The 18,245-nt window shown below is 59.2% G+C and carries 13 protein-coding genes, 1 tRNA gene and 1 pseudogene; all 15 read right to left on the reverse strand.

Annotated features, from left to right (window positions below; all coding sequences use genetic code 11):
- A partial coding sequence (locus QCE79_RS13200) for a GTP-binding protein (RefSeq protein ID WP_032127001.1) occupies nt 1–105 on the reverse strand: 105 nt, incomplete at its 3' end.
- A 66-nt stretch (nt 106–171) separates the two neighbouring features.
- Nucleotides 172–2,274 (reverse strand): elongation factor G, encoded by a 2,103-nt coding sequence (gene fusA, locus QCE79_RS13205; protein ID WP_250509591.1) that lies wholly within the window; start codon nt 2,272–2,274, stop codon nt 172–174.
- A 129-nt stretch (nt 2,275–2,403) separates the two neighbouring features.
- Entirely contained in the window at nt 2,404–2,874 is a 471-nt protein-coding gene (gene rpsG / locus QCE79_RS13210) for a 30S ribosomal protein S7 (protein WP_006053291.1), read from the reverse strand.
- A 202-nt stretch (nt 2,875–3,076) separates the two neighbouring features.
- Entirely contained in the window at nt 3,077–3,457 is a 381-nt protein-coding gene (gene rpsL / locus QCE79_RS13215; protein WP_006053290.1) for a 30S ribosomal protein S12, read from the reverse strand.
- 220 nt (nt 3,458–3,677) lie between these two features.
- Complete coding sequence (gene recQ, locus QCE79_RS13220; protein WP_309844666.1) at nt 3,678–5,525, reverse strand: DNA helicase RecQ; 1,848 nt, start codon at nt 5,523–5,525, stop codon at nt 3,678–3,680.
- Between the two features lie 188 nt (nt 5,526–5,713).
- The gene (gene rpoC, locus QCE79_RS13225) at nt 5,714–9,955 is read right to left on the reverse strand and encodes a DNA-directed RNA polymerase subunit beta' (RefSeq protein WP_244826438.1); all 4,242 of its coding nucleotides are present in this window, start codon (nt 9,953–9,955) and stop codon (nt 5,714–5,716) included.
- A gap of 21 nt (nt 9,956–9,976) precedes the next feature.
- Entirely contained in the window at nt 9,977–14,083 is a 4,107-nt protein-coding gene (rpoB, locus tag QCE79_RS13230) for a DNA-directed RNA polymerase subunit beta (protein ID WP_244826439.1), read from the reverse strand.
- A gap of 368 nt (nt 14,084–14,451) precedes the next feature.
- Nucleotides 14,452–14,826, reverse strand: a complete 375-nt coding sequence (gene rplL, locus QCE79_RS13235; protein ID WP_244826440.1) for a 50S ribosomal protein L7/L12 — start codon at nt 14,824–14,826, stop codon at nt 14,452–14,454.
- 83 nt (nt 14,827–14,909) lie between these two features.
- A complete protein-coding gene (gene rplJ / locus QCE79_RS13240) occupies nt 14,910–15,407 on the reverse strand; it encodes a 50S ribosomal protein L10 (RefSeq protein WP_250465884.1) in 498 nt (165 codons plus the stop codon).
- Between the two features lie 301 nt (nt 15,408–15,708).
- Nucleotides 15,709–16,407: a 50S ribosomal protein L1 gene (gene rplA / locus QCE79_RS13245; RefSeq protein ID WP_244826442.1), complete on the reverse strand. Its 699-nt coding sequence runs from the start codon at nt 16,405–16,407 to the stop codon at nt 15,709–15,711.
- Nucleotides 16,408–16,839, reverse strand: coding sequence for a 50S ribosomal protein L11 (gene rplK, locus QCE79_RS13250; protein WP_244826443.1), 432 nt, complete (start codon nt 16,837–16,839; stop codon nt 16,408–16,410). It abuts the gene before it with no gap.
- Nucleotides 16,840–16,987: 148 nt separating this feature from the next.
- Entirely contained in the window at nt 16,988–17,545 is a 558-nt protein-coding gene (gene nusG, locus QCE79_RS13255; RefSeq protein ID WP_244826444.1) for a transcription termination/antitermination protein NusG, read from the reverse strand.
- A gap of 1 nt (nt 17,546) precedes the next feature.
- Nucleotides 17,547–17,927 carry a preprotein translocase subunit SecE gene (secE, locus tag QCE79_RS13260; protein WP_244826445.1) on the reverse strand — a complete coding sequence of 127 codons (381 nt, stop codon included), beginning with the start codon at nt 17,925–17,927 and terminating at the stop codon, nt 17,547–17,549.
- A gap of 34 nt (nt 17,928–17,961) precedes the next feature.
- A tRNA-Trp gene (locus QCE79_RS13265) sits at nt 17,962–18,037 on the reverse strand.
- A 66-nt stretch (nt 18,038–18,103) separates the two neighbouring features.
- Nucleotides 18,104–18,245, reverse strand: a pseudogene (locus tag QCE79_RS13270) (elongation factor Tu); the annotation flags it as partial.

Genomic DNA, 18,245 nt, shown 5'->3' on the forward strand with positions numbered 1-18,245 from the left:
CACCGTCGTGATCGCTGCCGTCAGCGTGGTCTTGCCGTGGTCAACGTGACCGATCGTGCCCACGTTCACGTGCGGCTTGGTCCGCTCGAATTTACCTTTTGCCATGATTACCTTCTTTCAGAGATTGTTTATCGGTTAAAAGCTTGTGGCTCGCCGAATGACTTGCAGGGCTTACTTGCCCTTGGCGTTGATGATCGCTTCGGCAACGTTACGCGGAGCTTCAGCATAGTGCTTGAATTCCATCGTGTACGTAGCACGGCCTTGCGACAGCGAGCGCAGCGAGGTCGAGTAGCCGAACATTTCCGACAGCGGTACTTCGGCGCGAACGATCTTGCCGCCGCCGATCATGTCTTCCATGCCCTGGACGATACCGCGACGGCCCGACAAGTCGCCCATCACGTTGCCCATGTAATCTTCCGGCGTTTCGACTTCCACGGCCATCATCGGTTCGAGGATGACCGGGCTTGCCTTGCGCATTGCTTCCTTGAAGGCCATCGAACCGGCCATGCGGAACGCGTTTTCGTTCGAGTCGACGTCGTGGTACGAACCGAACGTCAGGTGAACCTTCACGTCGACGACCGGGAAGCCAGCCAGCACGCCCGACTTCAGCGTTTCCTGGATACCCTTGTCCACCGCCGGGATGTATTCGCGCGGAATCACACCGCCCTTGATCTCGTCCAGGAACTCGTAGCCCTTGCCCTGTTCGTTCGGCTCGAGCGTGATGACCGCGTGACCATACTGGCCGCGACCACCCGACTGCTTGACGAACTTGCCGTCGACATCGGCAGCCGTCGCGCGGATCGTTTCGCGGTACGCAACCTGCGGCTTGCCGACAGTTGCTTCAACGCCGAATTCACGCTTCATCCGGTCGACCAAAATTTCGAGGTGGAGCTCGCCCATACCGGAAATGATGGTCTGGCCCGACTCTTCGTCCGTTTGAACGCGGAACGACGGATCTTCCTGAGCCAGACGGTTCAGCGCCAGACCCATCTTTTCCTGGTCGGGCTTCGTCTTCGGCTCAACTGCCTGCGAAATCACCGGCTCCGGGAAAATCATGCGTTCGAGAACGATCGGGCTCTGCGGGTCGCACAGCGTGTCGCCCGTGGTCGCTTCCTTCAGGCCCACGGCTGCCGCGATGTCGCCTGCGCGCACTTCCTTGATTTCTTCGCGCTGGTTCGCGTGCATCTGCAGAATACGACCCAGACGTTCCTTCTTGTCCTTGGTCGCGTTTAGCACGGTGTCACCCGAATTGACCACACCCGAATACACACGGAAGAAGATCAGCTGACCGACGAACGGGTCGGTCATGATCTTGAATGCCAGCGACGAGAATTTTTCGTCGTCGGCAGCACGGCGCTCGCCCTTCTCACCGTTTTCGAGTTCACCCGTAACCGGCGGAATGTCGACCGGCGACGGCAGGAAGTCGATCACGGCGTCGAGCATGCGCTGCACGCCCTTGTTCTTGAACGCGGTGCCGCACAGCATCGGCTGAATTTCGCACGCGATGGTCCGGTCGCGGATCGCCTTGACGATTTCCGCTTCGGTCAGCTCTTCGCCGCCGAGGTACTTTTCCATCAGTTCTTCGCTGGCTTCGGCAGCCGACTCGATCATCTTCTCGCGCCACTCGTTGCACGTGTCGACGAGTTCAGCCGGGATGTCGACGTAGTCGAACTTCGTGCCCTGGGACGCTTCGTCCCAAATGATCGCCTTCATCTTGAGAAGGTCGACCACGCCCTTGAAGTTTTCTTCCGAGCCGATCGGCACGACGACGGGGACCGGGTTCGCCTTCAGACGCGTCTTCAGTTGCTCGTAGACCTTGAAGAAGTTTGCGCCAGTGCGGTCCATCTTGTTGACGAACGCGAGACGCGGAACCTTGTACTTGTTAGCCTGACGCCACACGGTTTCCGACTGCGGCTGCACGCCGCCCACTGCACAGTAGACCATGCACGCGCCGTCGAGGACGCGCATCGAGCGCTCCACTTCGATCGTGAAGTCGACGTGCCCCGGGGTATCGATGATGTTGATGCGGTGCTCGGGATAGTTGCCGCCCATGCCCTTCCAGAAGGCCGTGGTAGCAGCCGACGTGATGGTGATGCCGCGCTCCTGCTCCTGCTCCATCCAGTCCATCGTTGCAGCGCCGTCGTGAACTTCGCCGATCTTGTGGTTCACGCCCGTGTAAAACAGGATGCGCTCGGTCGTCGTCGTTTTGCCGGCGTCGATGTGAGCGCTAATACCGATGTTGCGGTAGCGCTCGATAGGTGTCTTGCGAGCCACTTTGGATCCTTTTTTGGTCGACCCGCCGACTCGATCTATAACGAGCCGGCAGCGTCCTAACACAAACGGGCGAGGCGCCTGGAGTAGCGCACCCGCCCTTATTTTTCCGTTTGCCCTACGAGCGGGAGCTTAGAAACGGAAATGCGAGAATGCCTTGTTGGCCTCTGCCATGCGGTGAACTTCGTCGCGCTTCTTCATCGCGCCGCCACGGCCTTCTGCCGCTTCGGAGAGTTCGCCCGCAAGACGCAGGGCCATCGACTTTTCGCTGCGCTTCTTCGCGGCTTCACGCAACCAACGCATCGCCAATGCCATACGACGCGAGGGACGCACTTCGACCGGAACCTGGTAGTTGGCACCACCAACGCGACGGCTCTTCACTTCGACCACCGGCTTCACGTTGTTGAGCGCAACCGTGAACACTTCCAGCGGGTCCTTGCCACCCTTGGTCTGGATCTGTTCAAAAGCGCCGTACACGATACGCTCGGCAACCGACTTCTTGCCTGAGAGCATCAGCACGTTCATGAACTTGGCTACATCTACGTTGCCGAATTTCGGGTCCGGCAACACTTCCCGCTTGGGGACTTCGCGACGACGCGGCATGATTCTTCCTTTACCTTTTCAGTTGGAGCCGACTCCGAACGAGTCTTTAAGCTCCGCGGCCACCAACAAACCCGATCCATCTTTTCGACAAAACCAGCTTGGCCGGGTGACCACTTACTCGATAGCACTGGCATCCAGTACCACCGCCTAAACCGCCTTACGGCGACCTCAAACAACTTGCAGATGACTGCAGACCGGCGACTTACTTGCCAGCCTTCGCGCGCTTCGCACCGTACTTCGAGCGAGCTTGCTTACGATCCTTGACGCCCTGGGTATCCAGCGAGCCGCGAACCATGTGGTAACGCACACCAGGCAAGTCCTTGACACGACCGCCGCGAATCAGCACGACCGAGTGTTCTTGCAGGTTGTGGCCTTCACCACCGATGTACGAAATAACTTCGAAACCGTTCGTCAGGCGAACCTTCGCAACCTTACGAAGTGCCGAGTTCGGCTTCTTAGGCGTCGTGGTGTACACGCGAGTGCACACGCCACGACGCTGGGGGCAGTCCTGCAGGGCCGGCGACTTGCTCTTCGTCGTTTCCGACGTGCGGCCTTTGCGAACCAATTGATTGATGGTTGGCATCGTTTATTCCTGAAAATGATCAAATTCGGCGCGATTCTCGACGGGCAAAGCGTCGGAAAATGCGCGTCTAACGTTCTCGAAGAAGCTCGATCCCTTGTCGTACGCGGCGCTAAGCCGGTTCCGAAAACGGACCAAGAACGAGAACCTAGCATGATATGCTGAAAATCCCAATTGGGTCAACACGTTGCGCGCATTTCGGAGTACCGCGCAAAGCGTTGGCTTATTCAGTCGTCACGACATCCAGCAACTCGTCGCCGAAACGCTCCAGCTTGCGCGCGCCGATGCCCGGGATATGACGCAGATCATCCACCGTATCCGGATCGCTTCGAGCTATTTCGGCAAGCGTGGCGTCATGAAAAATGACGTAGGCCGGCACGCCGTCGCTCTTGGCGGTTTCTGCGCGCCAAATGCGCAGACGCTCCCAGCGAGACTTCTGCCGTTGCGACATGCCCGTGGTCGGATCGGCGCGTTCCCGCGTGCGTCCCGACGATTGCCGGCTACGCACCGGCTTCACGTATTTGCGCAGCGTGACGTGCTCCTCGCCTTTCAGCACGGGCTTGCTCGCATCGGTGAGAACGAGCGCGCCGAAGCCGTCGTGGTCAATCGCCAAATAGCCAAAAGCGACGAGCTGCCGAAACACCGCGCGCCACTCCGGCTCGGAAAGCGCGGCGCCGACGCCGAACGTCGATAAACTTTCGTGTCCGCGCTGTAGGACCTTTTCGCTGCGCGACCCGCGCAGAATGTCGATTAGATGTCCCGCGCCGAAATGGAAGCCGCTCGCTTTGCGCGCGCGGAAGACGCAGGACAGCGCCATTTGCGCTTCGCGCGTGGCATCGAACGACGCGGGCGGTTCCAGGCATGTATCGCAGTTGCCGCACGGTTGGCTCGTCTCGCCGAAATAAGCCAGCAGCCGCACGCGCCGGCAGGCAGCCGTTTCGCACAAGCCAAGAAGCGCATCGAGCTTGCCGGTCTGTACGCGTTTGTGGGCGTCGTCGGCTTCGGATTCGTCGATCATCTTGCGCTGCTGCACGACATCGCCGAGTCCGTAAGCCATCCATGCGTTCGCCGGCATGCCGTCACGACCCGCGCGTCCGGTTTCCTGATAGTAGCCCTCGACGCTCTTTGGCAAGTCCAGATGCGCGACGAAGCGCACATCCGGTTTATCGATACCCATGCCGAACGCAATCGTCGCGCACATCACGACGCCTTCCTCGCGCTGAAACATCTCCTGATGCTTCTGCCGCGTCTCGAATTCCATGCCCGCGTGATACGGCAGCGCGCGCACGCCCTGCCCCTTCAGCCACTCGGCGGTCTCTTCCACCTTGCGACGCGACAGACAATAAACGACGCCTGCGTCCGTCGTGCCGTCCGTATTCGTATGCTCGGCGCGGATGAAATCGAGTAGCTGCGAGCGTGCGTTGTCCTTCTCGACAATCCGGTAACGGATATTCGGCCGATCGAAACTCGATACGAAGATACGCGCGTCGTCGAGCGCCAGCCGATGCACGATCTCGTCGCGCGTGATGGCGTCCGCGGTCGCCGTGAGCGCAATGCGCGGCACCGAAGGGAACCGTTCGTGCAGCACGGACAGCTGGATGTATTCCGGGCGAAAATCGTGTCCCCATTGCGATACGCAATGCGCTTCGTCTATGGCAAAAAGACCCACGCGCGCGCTTTCGAGCAATTCTAGAAAGCGCGGCGTCATGAGACGTTCGGGCGCCACATACAAAAGGTCGATGGTGCCGTTGCGCAGCGCGCGCTCCGTGGCGGCGGCCTCCGCGCCGGAGAGCGTCGAGTTCAAGTACGCCGCGCGCACGCCAAGCTCGGTGAGCGCCGCGACCTGATCCTGCATCAACGCAATCAACGGCGACACGACGATTCCCGCGCCGAAGCCCGACTCCTTGCGCACGAGCGACGGAATTTGATAGCAAAGCGATTTGCCGCCGCCCGTCGGCATGAGCACGAGCGAGTCGCCACCGTTGGCGACGTGTTCGACGATATCCGCCTGCTGTCCGCGAAAAGCCGGATAGCCGAAAACTTCCTTGAGGATCTGCAGCGGACGGGACATGGACGGGAGACGCTCACTACAACATGGAGATACCGAATTCTAACAACGCATGCTCGCCTGCCGAGGCGCTCGTTACAGCGTTAGCCAATCGGCAGAGTGGAAATCGTCAAAAACGAACCGGCGAAAAAAAACCGCCCGGCTGAAAGCCGAGCGGTTCGATGTTGCAACCGACAATCCAGCGAGAGAACTTACTCGTTGGTATGCGGCGCCTGCTCCGTTGCCGGGGTTTCCGGCGTACCGAAATCGAATGCCTCTTCGGCAGCGATCTGGTCGAAGCGTTCGCGATCCGACATTTCCTTGCTCTTGCGCGCCTTGTGGAACGCGAGACCCGTACCAGCCGGAATAAGACGGCCGACGATCACGTTTTCCTTCAGGCCACGCAGATCATCACGCTTGCCCATGATCGCCGCTTCGGTCAGCACGCGGGTCGTTTCCTGGAACGACGCCGCCGAGATGAACGAATCGGTCGACAGAGAAGCCTTCGTGATACCGAGCAGCACGTTTTCGTACGTGGCCGGACGCTTGTCGTCCGCGGTCATGCGGTCGTTCTCATCGAGCATGTCCGACCGCTCGACTTGTTCGCCCGGAATGAAGCGCGTGTCGCCGTTGTCCGTGATCTGGACCCGACGCAGCATCTGACGCACGATCACTTCAATGTGCTTGTCGTTGATCTTCACGCCTTGCAGACGGTACACGTCCTGCACTTCGTCCACGATGTAACGCGACAGCGCCTCGATACCCTGCAAACGCAGGATATCGTGCGGATCGGCAGGACCGTCGACGATCATTTCGCCCTTGTTGACGACCTGACCATCGTGCACCAGGACCTGCTTTTCCTTCGCAATCAGGAACTCGTGCTGATTGCCTTCGAGGTCCGTGATAACGAGACGCTGCTTGCCCTTCGTGTCCTTACCGAACGACGTCGTGCCCGTGACTTCCGCCAGAATGCCGGCGTCCTTCGGCGAGCGCGCTTCGAACAGTTCGGCCACGCGCGGCAAACCACCGGTAATGTCACGCGTCTTCTGCGCTTCAACCGGGATACGTGCCAGCACTTCACCAACCTGCACTTGCTGACCATCCTTCACGGTGATCAGTGCGCCGACCTGGAAGCCGATCTGCACCGAATGCTCGGTGTTCGGGATCTTCACTTCCTCGCCGTTCGCGTCGAGCAGCTTCACCTGCGGACGCACGCTCTTTGAAGCCTGCGAACCACGGCGCTTCACGTCGATTACGACGAGCGTCGAAAGACCCGTGACGTCGTCGATCTGCTTCGCGACCGTCACGCCTTCCTCGACGTTTTCGAACTTCACCGTACCGCCCCACTCGGTGATGATCGGACGCGTCAGCGGATCCCATTGAGCCAGTTGCGAACCGGCCTTGATCTGCGCGCCGTCGAGTTGCAACAACGTGGCGCCGTACGGGATCTTGTGACGTTCACGCTCGCGACCGAGGTCGTCCGCGATGATCGCCTCGCCCGAACGCGAGATGACGACTTGCTCGCCCTTCGCGTTGGTGACGTAACGCATCGTGGCCGTGAAGCGCACCGTACCGTTCGACTTCGCTTCGACCGTCGAAGCAACCGCCGCACGCGATGCCGCGCCACCAATGTGGAACGTACGCATCGTAAGCTGCGTGCCCGGTTCACCGATCGACTGCGCCGCGATCACACCAACCGCTTCGCCGACGTTCACGCGCGAACCACGACCCAGGTCGCGGCCATAGCACGAAGCGCACAAGCCATAACGCGTTTCGCAGGTCAACGGCGTGCGCACGCGCACTTCGTCGATACCGAGGCGCTCGATTTCCTCGACCGCGTCTTCATCGAGCAGATCGCCCGATGCGTACAGCGTTTCCTGCGTTTCCGGATTGACGACGTCCGCCACCGCGACGCGACCGAGAATACGGTCACGCAGCGCTTCGACGACTTCACCGCCTTCGACCAGCGCCTTCATCGCCACGCCGTTCGACGTGCCGCAATCTTCTTCGACGACGACCAGATCCTGCGTCACGTCGACGAGACGGCGCGTCAGGTAACCCGAGTTCGCCGTCTTCAACGCCGTATCCGCCAGACCCTTACGTGCACCGTGCGTCGAGATGAAGTACTGCAGCACGTTCAGGCCTTCGCGGAAGTTCGCGGTGATCGGCGTCTCGATGATCGAGCCGTCCGGCTTCGCCATCAGGCCGCGCATACCGGCGAGCTGACGAATCTGCACCGCGGAACCGCGCGCGCCCGAGTCGGCCATCATGTAGATCGAGTTGAACGATTCCTGACGCGTTTCCTTGCCGTCACGATCCGTCACCGGCTCTGTTGCAAGCTGTTCCATCATCGCCTTGCCGACCGCTTCCGACGTTGCCGACCAGATGTCGACCACGTTGTTGTAGCGTTCTTGCGCGGTGACGAGACCCGACATGTACTGACGGTCGTATTCCTTCACCTTCTTCGCGGCGTCACCGACGATCGTCTCTTTCTGCGGCGGCACGAGCATGTCGTCCACGCAGATCGAGATGCCGGCGCGCGTTGCAAGACGGAAACCCATTTGCATCAGCTGGTCGGCGAAGATCACCGTTTCGCGCAGACCGCACTTGCGGAACGCCGTGTTGATCAGACGCGAAATTTCCTTCTTCTTCAACGGCTTGTTCAGCACGGTGAAGGGCAGCCCCGGCGGCAGAATTTCCGACAGGATCGAGCGGCCGACCGTCGTTGCGAACAACGAGATCTTCGGCACGAACTTCGGCGCGCCTTCGCTCTGGTCTTCGTTGTGGACCATTTCCGTGATCCGCACGTTGACGCGCGATGCCAGCTCGACTTCCTTGTTCTCGTACGCGCGAATCACTTCCGACACGCCCGTGAACGTCATGCCTTCGCCCTTGCCATTCACCGCTTCACGCGATGCATAGTAAAGACCCAGCACGATATCCTGCGACGGCACAATCGACGGGTCGCCGTTGGCCGGGAACAGAACGTTGTTCGACGCGAGCATCAGCGTACGCGCTTCCATCTGCGCTTCCAGCGACAGCGGCACGTGAACGGCCATCTGGTCACCGTCGAAGTCGGCGTTGAACGCCGCGCAAACGAGCGGGTGCAGCTGAATTGCCTTACCTTCGATCAGCACCGGCTCGAAAGCCTGAATGCCGAGTCGGTGAAGCGTAGGCGCGCGGTTCAGCATGACCGGATGTTCGCGAATGACTTCTTCGAGAATGTCCCACACCACGGGCGTCTGGTTCTCGACTTCCTTCTTCGCGGCCTTGATGGTCGTAGCTACGCCCATGACTTCCAGCTTGTTGAAGATGAAAGGCTTGAACAGTTCGAGCGCCATCAGCTTCGGCAGACCGCACTGATGCAGCTTCAACGTCGGGCCGACCACGATCACCGAACGGCCCGAATAGTCGACGCGCTTACCGAGCAAGTTCTGACGGAAACGACCGCCTTTACCCTTGATCATGTCGGCGAGCGACTTCAGCGGACGCTTGTTCGCACCCGTCATTGCCTTACCGCGACGACCGTTGTCGAGCAGCGAATCGACGGCTTCCTGCAGCATCCGCTTTTCGTTGCGGACGATGATTTCAGGCGCCTTCAGTTCGAGCAGACGCTTCAACCGGTTGTTACGGTTGATCACGCGGCGATAAAGGTCGTTCAAGTCCGACGTCGCGAAACGGCCGCCATCCAGCGGCACGAGCGGACGCAGTTCCGGCGGCAGCACCGGCAGCACTTCGAGCACCATCCAGTCAGGCTTGATGCCCGAACGCTGGAAAGCCTCGAGCACTTTAAGGCGCTTTGCGTACTTCTTGATCTTCGCTTCCGAACCCGTGTTCTTGAGTTCGGTGCGCAACATCTCGACCTGTTCGTCGATGTTGATCGAACGCAGCAGTTCGCGCACGCCTTCCGCGCCCATCTCGGCGCGGAATTCGTCACCGTACTCTTCGACCTTGTTGTAGTAATCCTCTTCGGTCATGATCTGCCGCGCTTTCAGCGGCGTCATGCCCGGATCGATCACCACGTATGCCTCGAAGTACAGCACGCGTTCGATGTCACGCAGCGTCATGTCGAGCACCATGCCTAAACGCGACGGCAGCGACTTCAAGAACCAAATGTGCGCAACCGGCGAGGCCAGTTCGATATGGCCCATGCGTTCGCGACGCACCTTGGCGAGCGTCACTTCGACGCCGCACTTTTCGCAGATCACGCCGCGGTGCTTCAGACGCTTGTACTTGCCGCAAAGGCATTCGTAGTCCTTGATCGGACCAAAAATCTTCGCGCAGAACAGACCGTCCCGCTCCGGCTTGAAGGTACGGTAGTTGATGGTCTCCGGCTTCTTCACTTCGCCGAATGACCACGAACGGATCTTGTCGGGCGAAGCCAGACCGATCTTGATCGCGTCGAATACTTCTTCTTGCTGGACTTGCTTGAATAGATCGAGCAGAGCTTTCATTGCTTTCTCTCCGTAGTCCGATTAGTTGCGGTCGAGATCGATATCGATACCGAGCGAGCGGATTTCCTTCACCAACACGTTGAAGGATTCCGGCATGCCGGCGTCGATCACGTGATCGCCCTTGACCAGGTTCTCATAAACCTTGGTCCGGCCTGTCACGTCGTCCGACTTGACCGTCAGCATTTCCTGCAGCACGTACGACGCGCCGTACGCTTCGAGCGCCCACACTTCCATTTCACCGAAACGCTGGCCACCGAACTGCGCCTTACCACCCAGCGGCTGCTGCGTGACGAGCGAGTACGGGCCGGTCGAACGCGCGTGCATCTTGTCGTCGACCAAGTGATGCAGTTTCAGGTAGTGCATGTAGCCAACCGTGACCGTACGCTCGAACGGTTCGCCCGTTCGGCCGTCGTGCAGCGTGACCTGATTCTTCGAAGGCGTCATGCCGAGGTTCTTCGCGATGTCATCCGGATAAGCCAGATTCAGCGCGCGCGACATTTCGTCTTCCGTTGCGCCGTCGAACACCGGCGTTGCGAACGGCACACCTTCGCGCAGGTTCTTCGCCAGTTCGACGATTTCGTCGTCGGAGAAGCTTTCCAGCTCTTCCTTGCGGCCCGACTCGTTGTAGATCTGGGTCAGGAACTGACGCAGTTCTTCGATCTTCGCCTGACGCTGCAGCATTTCGCCGATACGCCAGCCGAGACCCTTCGCGGCCCAGCCCAGATGCACTTCGAGAATCTGACCCACGTTCATCCGCGACGGCACGCCGAGCGGATTCAGCACGACGTCGGCCGGACGGCCATCGGCCATGTACGGCATGTCTTCGATCGGAACGATCTTCGACACGACACCCTTGTTACCGTGACGACCCGCCATCTTGTCGCCAGGCTGCAGACGACGCTTGACCGCGAGATACACCTTGACCATCTTCAGCACGCCCGGCGGCAATTCGTCGCCCTGCGTGAGCTTCTTGCGCTTTTCCTCGAACGCGAGGTCGAACTGGTGACGCTTCTGTTCGATCGAGTCCTTGATGGCTTCGAGCTGCGCCGCTGCTTCTTCGTCCGCGAGGCGGATATCGAACCAGTGGTAGTGATCGAGGTCTTCGAGGTACGGAAGATCGATCGCCGTGCCCTTCGCCAGCTTCTTCGGACCGCCGTTCGCGACCTTGCCGTTCAGCATACGTGCGAGACGCGAGAAGGCGTCGCCTTCCACGATACGCAACTGGTCGTTCAAGTCGAGGCGATAGCGCTTCAGTTCGTCGTCGATGATCTGTTGCGCGCGCTTGTCACGCGTGATGCCTTCGCGCGTGAACACTTGCACGTCGATCACCGTCCCGCTCATGCCCGAGGGCACGCGCAGCGACGTGTCCTTCACGTCCGACGCTTTCTCACCGAAGATCGCGCGCAGCAGCTTTTCTTCCGGCGTCAGCTGGGTTTCGCCCTTCGGCGTGACCTTGCCGACCAGCACGTCGCCCGCTTCGACTTCTGCGCCGATGTACACGATGCCCGACTCATCCAGACGGCCAAGCTGCACTTCCGCAAGGTTCGAGATGTCGCGCGTGATTTCTTCCGGTCCGAGCTTCGTGTCGCGAGCCACGACGTTCAGTTCTTCGATGTGGATCGACGTATAACGATCGTCCGCCACGACTTTTTCCGAGATCAGGATCGAGTCTTCGAAGTTGTAGCCGTTCCACGGCATGAACGCGACCAGCATGTTCTGACCGAGCGCGAGCTCACCCAGATCCGTGGATGCGCCGTCGGCCAGCACGTCGCCGCGCGCAACCTTGTCGCCCACCTTGACGATCGGACGCTGGTTGATGTTCGTGTTCTGGTTCGAACGCGTGTACTTGATGAGGTTGTAGATGTCCACGCCGACATCGCCGGCGACGGCTTCATCGTCGTTCACGCGAATCACGATACGGCCGGCATCGACGTAATCCACGACACCGCCGCGGAATGCCTGCACCGTCGTACCCGAGTCGACCGCGACCGTGCGCTCGATACCCGTACCGACCACGGCCTTTTCAGGACGCAAACACGGCACTGCCTGACGCTGCATGTTCGAACCCATCAACGCGCGGTTCGCGTCATCGTGCTCAAGGAACGGAATCAGCGATGCCGCCACCGACACGATCTGCGACGGCGCCACGTCCATGTACTGGATGCGGTCCGGCGTGACCATCAGCGTTTCGCCTGCTTCACGCGACGAAACCAGTTCGTCGGTCAGCGTGCCGTCTTCGCCCACGGCGGCATTCGCCTGCGCGATTACGTAACGGCCTTCTTCGATCGCCGACAGATAGTCGATCTGATCCGTCACCTTGCTATCCACCACCTTGCGATACGGCGTTTCGAGGAAGCCGTATTCGTTCAGGTGCGCGTAAAGAGCCAGCGAATTGATCAGGCCGATGTTCGGACCTTCCGGCGTTTCGATCGGGCACACGCGGCCATAGTGGGTCGGGTGCACGTCGCGAACTTCGAAGCCAGCGCGCTCACGCGTCAAACCGCCCGGGCCAAGTGCCGAAACACGGCGCTTGTGAGTGATTTCCGACAGCGGGTTGGTCTGGTCCATAAACTGCGACAACTGCGACGAACCGAAGAACTCGCGAATTGCCGACGAAATCGGCTTCGAGTTGATCAGGTCGTGCGGCATCAGGTTTTCGCTTTCGGCTTGACCGAGGCGTTCCTTCACCGCGCGCTCGACACGCACGAGACCCGCGCGGAACTGGTTCTCCGCCAGTTCGCCGACGCAACGCACGCGACGATTGCCCAAGTGGTCGATGTCGTCCACTTCGCCCTTGCCGTTACGCAGCTCGACGAGAATCTTGATGGTCGCGAGGATGTCGTCGTCTTGCAACGTCATAGGGCCGATGATTTCATCGCGGCCAACGCGGCGATTGAACTTCATGCGGCCGACCTTCGAAAGGTCATACGCGTCTTCGCTGTAGAACAGACGGTTGAACAATGCCTCGACTGCTTCCTCGGTCGGCGGTTCGCCCGGACGCATCATGCGGTAGATCGCGATACGCGCGGCCATCTTGTCGGCGGTTTCATCGATACGCAGCGTCGACGAGATATACGGGCCTTGGTCCAGATCGTTCGTGTAGAGCGTCTGGATTTCCTTGACCTTCGCCTCGCGCAGCTTTTCGAGCACCGTCTCGGTGATTTCCTCGTTGGCGTTCGCGATCACTTCGCCCGTTTCCGGATCGATCACGTTCTTCGCCAGCACGCGGCCGAGCAAATAGTCCTCGGGCACCGAGATGAACTTCGTCTTGGCGTTTTCGAGGTCGCGAATGTGCTTCGCGTTGATTCGCTTGTCCTTCGTGACGATGACATTGCCATCGCGGTCCTGGATGTCGAAGCGCGCGACTTCACCGCGCAAGCGCTCCGGCACGAATTCCATTTGCGCGCCTTCGCCCATCAGCGCGAAGTTGTCGAACACGAAGAAGTTCGCGAGGATCTGCTCGGGCGTCATGCCGATAGCCTTGAGCAGAATCGTGACCGGCATCTTGCGGCGACGGTCGACGCGGAAGTACAGCACGTCCTTCGGGTCGAACTCGAAGTCGAGCCACGAACCGCGGTAAGGGATGATACGAGCCGAGAACAACAGCTTGCCGGAGCTATGCGTCTTGCCCTTGTCGTGTTCGAAGAACACGCCAGGCGAACGGTGAAGCTGCGACACGATCACGCGCTCGGTACCGTTGATGACGAACGAACCCGTCGGCGTCATGAGCGGAATTTCGCCCATGTACACTTCCTGTTCCTTCACTTCCTTGACCACCGGCTTGCTCGGCGATTCCTTGTCGAGCAAAACCAGACGCACCTTCGCGCGCAAGGCGGAGCAGTACGTCAGGCCGCGCTGCTGACATTCCTTGATGTTGAACGCGGGCGGCGACAGCATGTAGCTGACGAACTCGAGACGCGCAAACCCATTGTGCGAAACGATCGGAAAAACAGAGGTAAATGCAGCTTGCAGGCCTTCCGCCTTGCGTTGCGTGGAGGACGTATCCGCTTGCAGAAACGTCTGGAATGATTCAAGCTGGGTCGCCAGCAAAAAGGGAACTTGGTGAACGATGGGGCGTTTCGCGAAACTCTTGCGAATACGCTTCTTCTCGGTGAAGGAATATTGCATACGATCTCCGAATCACGGCGGGCGTTGGCGAGGCGGGATACCTCGACGTCACGGCCCGGTGTTCACCGACTGAGATTCGCGCGAATGTCCGGGGAGGACGCGCGAATCTAGAAGCTTGGTGGTTGGCCGCTACCAACCGCTGGCTGACGGCAGCGGATGCCTGTGTTTCCCGCTACCCGACCAAACTTGCCTTCTGCAGTCGCTTCAGAAGACAAAGAGAACTGCCGGAAATTCATGCTGACCCGACTGTTCTCTTTGGCCTCTGCGAGGACATTTATGCTTGATTACACGCATAAAAACTCTGCCCTCACAAAGCACAAAAAGGCCGGCGGTGGAAAACCGCCAGCCTCAACACAGCGCAATGAAACTTACTTGATTTCAGCTTTCGCGCCTGCGTCTTCCAACTTCTTCTTTGCTTCGTCAGCAGCAGCCTTCGGCACCGCTTCCTTGATGGGCTTCGGTGCACCGTCGACCAGGTCCTTCGCTTCCTTCAGGCCAAGACCCGTCAGTTCACGAACGGCCTTAATCACGGAAACCTTGTTCGCACCAACTTCGAGCAGGTTCACGGTGAACTCGGTTTGCTCTTCAACAGCAGCAGCAGCGCCGCCGCCTGCGGGGCCAGCGACTGCAACAGCAGCTGCCGACACGCCAAACTTCTCTTCGAACGCCTTGACCAGCTCGTTCAGTTCGAGAACCGACATCGAGCCAACGGCTTCGAGGATGTCTTCTTTTGCGATTGCCATTTGAAATACTCCTAGATTGAATTCGGATCGAGCTAGCGATCTAGCTAATACCTAACTGAGCGACTGGCGCCCAAGCGTGTGCGTTATGCAGCTTCGCCTTGTTTCTTTTCTGCCAGCGCGGCCAAAGCGCGCGCAAAGCCGGAAACAGGTGCTTGCATGACGAACAACAACTTGGAGAGCAGTTCTTCGCGGCTCGGGATGTTGGCCAGCGCTTGCACGCCTGCCTTGTCCATCACCTTGCCTTCGTAGGAACCAGCCTTGATGATCAACTTGTCATTGCTCTTGCCGAAGTCATTGACGACCTTGGCAGCGGCAATGGCATCTTCCGAGATGCCGTAGATCAGAGGACCGGTCATCTGCTCAGCCAGCGAAGCGAACGGGGTACCTTCGACGGCGCGACGCGCCAACGTGTTCTTCAACACGCGCAGATACACCTGTTGCTCACGCGCTTTCGCGCGCAGCTTGGTCAGATCGCCAACCGTGATCCCACGATACTCAGCGAGCACCATCGTCTGAGCCTTCGCGACTTGCGCGGCGACTTCAGCGACGACTGCCTGCTTACTTTCTTTGTTCAGTGGCACGGTTAAACCTCCAGATTCGATGCACTCGGGTTACCAACCCTCATGCACCACGTTCGACAACGGCGTCCGACTGTTAGGAGTATCTCGATCGATTGGTGTTCGCATCACAGCGCACGACAACCGACTTCAACCACTGCAAAACCGTTTCGGGTTCGCCATCTGCGTTGGCTTGAATTAAGGCAGTGCCCAACCGCGACGCCACCACCAACGGTCTTTGACAACCGGTTGCTCGATTCAGACTGCAACCTCGCAACCGCCCAAAGCCCTTTACAGCGCGGCCTCAAGACCGCGCCCAAATTCTTTACTGCTGCGCGAGCGTGGCTTGATCCACGCGTACGCCGACACCCATCGTGCTCGACAGAGCGATCTTGCGCAGGTACACGCCCTTACTCGTGGCCGGCTTGGCCTTTTGCAGCGCGTCGACCAGTGCTGCCAGGTTTTGACGCAGCGAAGCCGGTTCGAACGATGCGCGACCGATCGTGCCATGAATGATACCGGCCTTGTCGACGCGGAACTGAACTTGACCAGCCTTCGCGTTACGCACAGCTTGCGCGACGTCCGGCGTGACCGTACCGACCTTCGGGTTCGGCATCAGGCCGCGGGGGCCGAGGATCTGGCCCAACGTACCGACAACGCGCATCGTGTCCGGCGAAGCGATCACGACGTCGAAATTCAGGTTACCAGCCTTAACTTGCTCGGCCAGGTCTTCCATACCCACGATGTCTGCGCCCGCTGCACGTGCTTGCTCGGCCTTTTCGCCTTGCGCGAACACAGCAACACGAACCGACTTGCCCGTGCCTGCCGGCAGAACGACCGAACCGCGAACCACTTGGTCCGACTTCTTCGCGTCGATGCCGAGTTGGACTGCGACGTCGATCGACTCGTCGAACTTGGCGCTCGCGCATTCCTTCACGAGAGCCAATGCGTCGTCGATCGGGTACAGCTTCTGGCGATCAACCTTGCTTGCGAATGCCTGAAGGCGCTTAGAAAGCTTAGCCATTTACACGCCCTCCACAGTGATGCCCATCGAACGGGCGCTGCCGGCGATCGTGCGCACGGCGGCGTCAAGATCAGCTGCCGTAAGATCCGGCATCTTGGTCTTCGCGATTTCTTCCGCTTGAGCGCGGGTGATGTTGCCGACCTTATCGGTGTGCGGCTTTGCCGAACCCTTGTCGACTTTGGCTGCCTTCTTGATCAGAACGGTAGCGGGCGGCGTCTTCATGATGAACGTGAAGCTCTTGTCCGCGAATGCCGTGATTACGACCGGCACCGGCAGACCCGGCTCCATGCCCTGAGTCTGCGCGTTAAACGCCTTGCAGAACTCCATGATGTTCAGGCCACGCTGGCCCAGTGCCGGACCGACCGGCGGCGACGGGTTGGCTTTACCTGCAGGAATCTGCAGTTTGATAAAGCCGATGATTTTCTTTGCCATTTTGAAAACCTCTGCTGAACGCCGAAACGTTCGATGAGTGATAGCGCGCGTTCAACAACGATGCCTACTGACGCTCCTCAACAGCCATTACGCGGACTGTAAGCGCAAAATCGCGCGAGAACCCAAAGGCCTCACGCGATAAAACTTTTTAAACCTTTTCGACCTGACCGAACTCGAGTTCGACCGGCGTCGAGCGCCCAAAAATCGTGACAGACACACGGACTCGGGACTTTTCGTAGTTCACTTCTTCGACGTTGCCGTTGAAGTCGGTGAAAGGACCTTCCTTCACTCGAACCATCTCGCCAACTTCGAACAACGTCTTGGGCCGCGGCTTTTCGACGCCTTCCTGCATCTGCGACATGATCTTTTCGACTTCACGCGGCGAGATGGGACTCGGACGATTGCGCGCTCCACCAACAAAGCCGGTGACCTTCGCAGTGTTCTTCACCAGGTGCCAGGTTTCGTCCGTCATCTCCATTTCCACCAGGACATAGCCAGGGAAGAAACGACGCTCAGTAACCGACTTGTGACCGCCCTTGACCTCAACCACCTCTTCGGTCGGAACGAGAATTTGACCGAACTGATCTTGCATGCCTGCTCGGTCGATACGCTCCTGAAGCGCACGTTGCACGCTCTTCTCCATTCCGGAGTAGGCGTGCACCACATACCAACGTTTTCCGCTCGGGGATGCCGGAGTATCGCTCATATCATTTCCAACCCAGAATCGCCGAGAAAATCACCCATTCGATCGACTTATCGCTAAGCCAAAGGAAGATGGCCATGATTAAAACAAACGCGAAGACCACGAGGGTCGTTTGCGTTGCTTCCTTGCGGGTGGGCCAGACAACCTTGCGGACTTCCTTATAGGAGTCTTTCGCGAAGGCGATGAAGCCCTTGCCCGGCGTCGAGAGGAGGCCGACTGCGACACCCGCGATGACACCAACAGCCAGCGCTGCGCCGCGGACGTACCACTCTTGGCCTGACAGCCAGAAGAAACCCACGAACCCGGCCAAGACCAACAATACGCCCGCCACCAACATCAACTTGTCGCCGGAAGTATTTACAGTTTCGACGGAAGGATTCGCCATAACACCTTAAGCAGCGCCACTTGGCGCAATAATTTGGCAGGGGCAGAGGGAATCGAACCCCCAACCTTCGGTTTTGGAGACCGACGCTCTGCCAGTTGAGCTATACCCCTAAACCATTTGGGGTCGACGGTTTCGCCGACCCCGAAAACTACAGACTACCGAGAGATTTCTGGCTCTTACTCGATAATCTTGGCAACCACACCTGCGCCGACGGTACGACCGCCTTCGCGGATAGCGAAGCGCAGACCTTCTTCCATGGCGATCGGTGCAATCAGCTTCACCGTGATCGACACGTTGTCGCCCGGCATCACCATTTCC

This window comes from Caballeronia sp. LZ003, from assembly GCF_031451465.1.
Lineage (GTDB): Bacteria > Pseudomonadota > Gammaproteobacteria > Burkholderiales > Burkholderiaceae > Caballeronia.

Coding starts and splice junctions, on each gene's coding strand:
- rpsG (WP_006053291.1), bottom strand. CDS start 2,874: ATGCCGCGTCGTCGCGAAGTCCCCAAGCGGGAAGTGTTGCCGGACCCG.
- nusG (WP_244826444.1), bottom strand. CDS start 17,545: ATGAGCGATACTCCGGCATCCCCGAGCGGAAAACGTTGGTATGTGGTG.
- rplK (WP_244826443.1), bottom strand. CDS start 16,839: ATGGCAAAGAAAATCATCGGCTTTATCAAACTGCAGATTCCTGCAGGT.
- rplL (WP_244826440.1), bottom strand. CDS start 14,826: ATGGCAATCGCAAAAGAAGACATCCTCGAAGCCGTTGGCTCGATGTCG.
- rplA (WP_244826442.1), bottom strand. CDS start 16,407: ATGGCTAAGCTTTCTAAGCGCCTTCAGGCATTCGCAAGCAAGGTTGAT.
- rpsL (WP_006053290.1), bottom strand. CDS start 3,457: ATGCCAACCATCAATCAATTGGTTCGCAAAGGCCGCACGTCGGAAACG.
- recQ (WP_309844666.1), bottom strand. CDS start 5,525: ATGTCCCGTCCGCTGCAGATCCTCAAGGAAGTTTTCGGCTATCCGGCT.
- rpoC (WP_244826438.1), bottom strand. CDS start 9,955: ATGAAAGCTCTGCTCGATCTATTCAAGCAAGTCCAGCAAGAAGAAGTA.
- rpoB (WP_244826439.1), bottom strand. CDS start 14,083: ATGCAATATTCCTTCACCGAGAAGAAGCGTATTCGCAAGAGTTTCGCG.
- secE (WP_244826445.1), bottom strand. CDS start 17,927: ATGGCGAATCCTTCCGTCGAAACTGTAAATACTTCCGGCGACAAGTTG.